We start from the raw sequence: 6,243 nt of genomic DNA, 5'->3' as shown, positions 1-6,243 counted from the left end.
GTCCGAGGTCAAGTCGGCGGAGACCATCGAGAAGATCCGGATCGCCTCCAAGATCGCCGCCCAGGCCATAGTGGAGGTCGGCAGGCACATCGAACCCGGCGTCACCACCGACCAGCTGGACCGGGTGGGCCACGAGTTCCTGCTGGACCACAACGCGTACCCCTCCACCCTCGGATACCGGGGCTTTCCGAAGTCCCTGTGTTCGTCCCTCAACGAGGTCATCTGCCACGGGATCCCGGACAGCACSGTGGTCCRGGACGGCGACATCCTCAACATCGACATCACGGCCTTCATCGGCGGCGTCCATGGCGACACCAACTACACCTTCCTGGTCGGCGACGTCGACGAGGAATCCCGCCTCCTCGTCGAGCGCACCCGGGAATCGCTGACCCGCGCCGTCCGGGCCGTGGCTCCCGGACGCGAAATCAACGTGATCGGCCGGACCATCGAGTCCTACGCAAAGCGCTTCGGCTACGGCGTGGTCCGCGACTTTACCGGGCACGGAGTTGGCGAAGCCTTCCACACCGGGCTGATCATTCCGCACTATGACGCGGCCCCGGCATACAACACCACCATGGAAACCGGTATGGTGTTCACGATCGAGCCGATGCTGACCCTGGGCACCGTTGACTGGGACATGTGGGCCGATGACTGGACCGTCGTGACCCGCGACCGCAAGCGCACCGCCCAGTTCGAGCACACCCTGCTCGTGACGGAGTCCGGTGCCGAGGTCCTCACGCTGCCCTGACCGTCTGCTCCACACGCTATTTCACGGAGCCACCCCGCTCTTTCACCACCGGCCCTGCCCGGTCACTACAGCCCGCCCCTGCCACGAACGGAACGACATTGGCCAAGAAGGACGAAAAGTCGAAGAAGAACGCCCCCCTGATCGGCATTGACATCGGTGGGACCGGAATCAAGGGCGGGATCGTGGACCTGAAGAAGGGGAAGCTGATCGGTGACCGCGTGCGCTTCCCGACGCCGCAGCCCTCCACTCCTGAGTCGGTGGCCGAAGTCGTCGCGCAGGTTGTCGCGGAGCTCTCGGCCCGTTCCGATGCCCCCGACGCCAGCAGCCCCGTGGGCGTGACCTTCCCCGGCATCATCCAGCACGGCGTGGTCCATTCGGCCGCGAATGTGGACAAGTCGTGGCTGGAAGCCGACATCGATGCCATGCTCACGGCGCGTCTCGGCCGCCCGGTGGAGGTCATCAACGACGCCGACGCCGCGGGACTCGCCGAGGCCCGCTTCGGTGCCGGCGAGGGAGTCGCCGGCACGGTGCTGGTGATCACCCTTGGCACCGGCATCGGCTCGGCGTTCATCTTCGACGGCAAGCTGGTTCCCAACGCCGAACTCGGTCACCTGGAGATTGACGGCTTCGACGCCGAGACCAAGGCCTCGGCCGTGGCCCGTGAGCGCGAGGGCCTCAGCTGGGAACAGTACAGCGTCCTGCTGCAGCGCTACTTCTCCCACGTGGAATTCCTGTTYTCCCCCGAGCTCTTCATYGTGGGCGGCGGCATCTCCAAGCGYGCSRACGAGTACCTGCCGCACATGAAGCTGCGCACGCCGATCGTCCCGGCCGAGCTGAAGAACGACGCCGGGATCGTGGGCGCGGCCATCGAGATTGCCCTCAAGCACAAGCTGGCAAAATAAAGGCCCATCGCGGGATTAAAACCAATTGAGCTATCACTCCGGGTCGTTCTGAAYGCTGGGAACGACCCGGAGTGATAGCTCAATTTCTTTGTGGAGCGGTGAGGTGGAGCCGGTGGTGGCTGCGGCTTCCCCTCCGCTGCCACCACCGGAGTCTGTGGTGGATCCTGGGACGCAGTCGCCAGGACAATCAGGACATTTACGACGGCGCCTGCAGCGGCCGCTTGTCCGGGCTCTTGCCGTCCCGGCCCTTGGTCTCTGCCTCATGGCGAAGCAGGGAAATCGCCGATTCGAAGTCCTCGAGCGATTCGAAGGCCTGGTAGACGCTGGCGAACCGCAGGTAGGCAACCTCGTCGAGACGCTGCAGCGGCTCCAGGATCGCCAGCCCGACTTCGTGGGCCTCGATTTCGGCGGCGCCGGAGCCCCGGATGGCCTCCTCGACTTCCTGCGCCAGCAAGGCGAGATCGTCTTCGGTGACCGGGCGGCCCTGGCAGGCCTTGCGCACGCCGTTGATGACCTTGCTGCGGCTAAACGGCTCGCCGACCCCGGAGCGCTTGATGACGGTCAGGCTCGTGGTTTCCACGGTGGTGAACCGGCGGCCGCATTCGGGGCACTGACGGCGGCGCCGGATGGCGGAGCCGTCGTCGGCGATCCGACTGTCCACGACGCGCGAATCAGGGTTTCGGCAGAACGGGCAATACATGTCGGTTCCTCCCCTGTCGCAATCCGCTGTGACCTCAGTTTACGACTAGATGTAGCTGAATAACAAGCCTGTAATTACTACATGTAGTGGTCTGGGTCCTGAACTACCGTGCGGCGAACCGCACCGTGACGGCCTCGCCATGCGCCGGCAGGTCCTCCGCGCCGGAGAGGCTGACGATATGGCCGCTGACCTGCTCCAACGCGGCCCGGCTGTAGTTGATGACCTGGATGGCGCGCAGGAACGTGGTCACATTCAGTCCGGAGGAGAAGGCCGCGGTGCCGCTGGTAGGCAGCACGTGGTTGGAGCCGGCGCAATAGTCCCCCAGGCTCACGGGGCTGTAGTCCCCCACGAAGATCGCACCGGCGCTGCGGATCCGGCCGGCCACCCGGGCGGCGTCGGCGGTCATGATCTCAAGGTGTTCCGCGGCGTACGCGTCGCAGGCGGCAATGCCCTGCTCCAGGTCCTCGACCAGCACCACCCCTGACTGCGGGCCCGAGAGCGCCTCGCGGACGCGGCTGGAGTGCTTGGTGGCAGCGGCCTGCCGCTCAAGCTCCACGCGGACCTCTGCGGCGAGGGCCTCGGAGTCGGTGAACAGCACCGATGCAGCCTTGGGGTCGTGCTCGGCCTGGCTGATGAGGTCCGCGGCCACAAGGGCAGGACTGGCGGTGGCGTCCGCGAGGATCGCGATCTCCGTGGTGCCGGCCTCGGAATCGATCCCGACAACCCCTTTAACCAGGCGCTTGGCGGTGGCCACGAAGATATTGCCCGGACCGGTGACGACATCCACGGGGTCGATCCCGGGGAGGTGGCCGCCGTCGGACGCGCCGGCCGGGATGCCGTAGGCGAAGGCCGCAATGGCCTGTGCTCCGCCGATCGCGTAGACCTCCTCGATGCCCAGCAGGCAGGCCGCAGCCAGAATCGTGGGGTGCGGGAGGCCGCCGAAGTTCTTTTGCGGCGGCGAGGCCAGGGCAATCGATTCGACGCCGGCGGCCAGGGCCGGGACCACGTTCATGATCACCGAGGACGGGTAGACCGCCAGGCCGCCGGGGACATAGAGCCCCACGCGCGCCACCGGCACCCAGTTCTGGCTGACGACGGCGCCCTCGCCGAGTTCGACGTCGATGTTCGCCGGGCGCTGGGCGTCGGCGAAGGCGCGGGCCCGCTTGATGGACTCCTCCAGGGCCGCGCGGACGGCGGGATCCAGGTTCTCGAGGGCTGCACGCAGCGCCTCGGCCGGGACGCGGGGATGCGTCTGCTCGACGCCGTCGAAAGCCAGCGCCAGCTCCCGCAGTGCGCCGAAGCCCCGCGCGCGGACGGCGGAGATGATATCCAGGACCTTGCCCTCGGCGTCGGCCATCGTCCCGGACTGTGCCCGGGGCACGGCTGCGCGGAGTCCGGCGAGAGACAGGTGCGCACCGCGCACGTCCACCGTGCGGAAGTTAAGGGCGGCGGTCATCGGGGTCACGGGGCTGTCAGGAATTAGGCTCACCCGATCATTTTACGTGCCCCGCCGCGGCGGGGTTTGCCGCCGTTGCCCGGGAAGAGGCTGTTCAGGAAGATGGCCAGGGCGATCGCTGCCGGCCAGATGGCGAGGACCGCATAGGAGCGCAGGGAGAAAGCGACGCTGGCGCTGGCCGAAGTATCTGCCGGCGCTCCCCACCATTGGGCGCTGAGCACACCGGTTCCCCACGCGATGAGCGCACCGGCAGCGCCGGCGAGGACCACGAGGACAACAGTGCCGGGGCCGGGCTGCTGGTGCTTGTTGCCGGCGACGAACGACCCGGCAATGCACCCTGCGAGCAGGCACAGCCCCGCCAGCACAAGGTCCCGGGGCAGCCAGGTGGCGGTGTTGGTGCCGGCGGCGAGGTCAGGGTTTCCGGTCAGGAGATTCAGGCCCGACGGCGCCAGAAGCCACCAAAGCAGCCCCACCGGGATGCCGGCGGCCGCGATGACCGCGGCCTTCCGCCATGTCCCCCCGGAACCGGGCTGCCCCTCGGGACGCCGCTCGGGCTGTGCGGGCTCCCCGGCGTGGTGGACGGGGCCGTCGACTGCGGACTGTGTCATGCAACAAACCRTAACAAGGATTCCCGCGGCGCATGACGCCGGCCGGCAGCACATGACGGGAGACGTAAAGAAAATGCCGCACTCGATTCCCCTGCGCAATACGCTGGCAGAGTAGAAGTACGACACGCACGTGCAGCAGGGAGTTGGATCGCAGTGGCCACAGATGAAGGTATTTTCGAGGGAACATTCAGGGAAATGTTCCGCCGGCACGCGGCGGGCGTGGCCATCATCACGGCCAACCACAACGGCGTCCCGTTCGGATTCACGGCGACCTCCGTGGCCTCTCTGTCCGCCAAGCCGCCGCGCTTTACGTTCAACATGGCCAGGACCTCCAGCTCGTGGCCGGCCGTGGCGAACACGACCTACATTGGCGTGCACATGCTCGGGCTGGAAAACCAGGAGCTCGCCGACCGTTTCGCCCGGGCCGGCAACCGGTTCGACGGCGACCACTGGGAGCTCGGACCCCACGAGGTGCCCGTGCTCAAGGGAGTCAGCGGCTGGCTGATCGGCAAGGTCCAGATGCGGCTCTCCTTCGAGAACAACGCGGTCGTGGTGGTCGAGGTGGTGGAGGGCCRGGTCGGCGACGACGGTGTTCCCCTGCTCTACCACTCCGGGGCCTACAGCCAGCCCGTTCCGCTCGACTACGAGATCTGACAGACGCCTCTACGGGCCACGGCAAATTAACACGGCACATTAAAACTTCCCCGGTGGTGCATCCGGCGACGGCCTTCGGCCGGTAATAAGGGTGTAAGCACAACCACCGCCCCCATGTGGGCCCCGATGAGGAGTTGGAAATGCGCAAGACACTCTCTGCAGCCACCGGAGCAATGACGCTGCTGGCAGCACTGGCCCTGGCCGCCCCGGCCCAGGCCGGGACCTGGCATCACCGCGACGAGGGAACGGCAAAACTGTCCGTCCTCCACGGCGTTCCGGGCCTTACCGTCGATGTCTGGGTCGACGGCAAACTCGCCCTGGACAACTTCAAACCGGGCACATTGGCCGGGCCGTTGAACGTCCCCGACGGAGACCACAAGGTCGCCATCACCGGCGCCGACGCCACCAGCGCCGACCACCCCGTGATAGGCCCGGTCACAGTGGACCTCGAAGAAGGTCGGGACTACACAGCGGTCGCACATCTGGCCGCTGACGGGACGCCCACGGCCACCCTTTTCACCAATGACACCTCCGCCAGCCCGGAGGGAAAGGGCAAGCTGACCGTCCGGCACGTSGCKGCGGCGCCCGCCGTCGATGTCCTGGCCGGTGGCAACGCGGTCATTGAGGGACTCACCAACCGGCATCAAAAGACCCTCACTCTCAAGGCCGGAACCGTCCCGGCCTCGGTCGCAGCCGAGGGAACCACTGCCCCGCTGATCGGTCCGGCCGACATCAAGGTCACTGCGGGGAAAAACACCATCGTCTACGCCTGGGGAAGCCTCGCCGACAACAACCTTGGGGCCGCCGTACAGGTAGTGGACTCCTCATCGCGCGGACACAAAGGCCACCACGAGTAAGCCAACCGGAGCTCCAGCAGGCATCCTGTTTTCTCGCCCGGTGGGGTCGCATCAACCGCGGCCCCACCGGCACGCACACAGTGACAGCCCGGAAGGCTGACCCAGTTCGACCATGGCGGAGTCCCCGCGCGAGCGGCATAATGTGGTGCAACAGGGGCCACTGCCGCTCAAAGGAGCACCTGATGGAGGCTGCCGCATCGCACGATTGGGACTCCGGTCTCGACCACGCATTTGCCGGCGGCGACGAACGCGTCCTCGCGGAGGCGTACCGACGGTTCAGTCCGCTCGTCTACACGCTGGCGCTAAGATCCTTGGGAG

The 6,243-nt window shown here is 66.8% G+C and carries 7 protein-coding genes; 4 read left to right on the top strand and 3 right to left on the bottom strand.

The features are described 5' to 3' along the window. The coding region (gene map, locus AC1DHX_RS20005) for a type I methionyl aminopeptidase (RefSeq protein WP_476900410.1) at window positions 1-748 on the top strand (748 nt) is incomplete at its 5' end. A 98-nt stretch (window positions 749-846) separates the two neighbouring features. Further along, on the top strand, window positions 847-1,650 hold the full coding sequence (ppgK, locus tag AC1DHX_RS20000; protein ID WP_476900409.1) for a polyphosphate--glucose phosphotransferase: 804 nt from the start codon (window positions 847-849) through the stop codon (window positions 1,648-1,650). A 196-nt stretch (window positions 1,651-1,846) separates the two neighbouring features. Here the strand turns inward: ppgK and nrdR are convergent, their stop codons facing one another. The 3 genes from nrdR to AC1DHX_RS19985 all read right to left on the bottom strand — a co-directional run bounded on the left by nrdR (window position 1,847) and on the right by AC1DHX_RS19985 (window position 4,414). Continuing rightward, complete coding sequence (nrdR, locus tag AC1DHX_RS19995) at window positions 1,847-2,350, bottom strand: transcriptional regulator NrdR (RefSeq protein WP_028275865.1); 504 nt, start codon at window positions 2,348-2,350, stop codon at window positions 1,847-1,849. 103 nt (window positions 2,351-2,453) lie between these two features. Then, complete coding sequence (hisD, locus tag AC1DHX_RS19990; protein WP_476859883.1) at window positions 2,454-3,806, bottom strand: histidinol dehydrogenase; 1,353 nt, start codon at window positions 3,804-3,806, stop codon at window positions 2,454-2,456. Window positions 3,807-3,835: 29 nt separating this feature from the next. After that, window positions 3,836-4,414, bottom strand: a complete 579-nt coding sequence (locus AC1DHX_RS19985; protein WP_230008336.1) for a hypothetical protein — start codon at window positions 4,412-4,414, stop codon at window positions 3,836-3,838. A 195-nt stretch (window positions 4,415-4,609) separates the two neighbouring features. Here AC1DHX_RS19985 and AC1DHX_RS19980 point away from each other — a divergent pair, with 195 nt between their 5' ends. Beyond that, a complete protein-coding gene (locus AC1DHX_RS19980) occupies window positions 4,610-5,068 on the top strand; it encodes a flavin reductase family protein (RefSeq protein ID WP_476900411.1) in 459 nt (152 codons plus the stop codon). Between the two features lie 140 nt (window positions 5,069-5,208). Continuing rightward, window positions 5,209-5,925, top strand: a complete 717-nt coding sequence (locus AC1DHX_RS19975; RefSeq protein WP_476859847.1) for a DUF4397 domain-containing protein — start codon at window positions 5,209-5,211, stop codon at window positions 5,923-5,925. Window positions 5,926-6,243: the final 318 nt, after the last annotated feature.

The sequence above is a fragment of the Arthrobacter sp. 05N33_2 genome, from assembly GCF_056397425.1.
This window is presented reverse-complemented; position numbering and strand designations above follow the sequence as displayed.

Coding starts and splice junctions, on each gene's coding strand:
- nrdR (WP_028275865.1), bottom strand. CDS start 2,350: ATGTATTGCCCGTTCTGCCGAAACCCTGATTCGCGCGTCGTGGACAGT.
- AC1DHX_RS19985 (WP_230008336.1), bottom strand. CDS start 4,414: ATGACACAGTCCGCAGTCGACGGCCCCGTCCACCACGCCGGGGAGCCC.
- hisD (WP_476859883.1), bottom strand. CDS start 3,806: ATGACCGCCGCCCTTAACTTCCGCACGGTGGACGTGCGCGGTGCGCAC.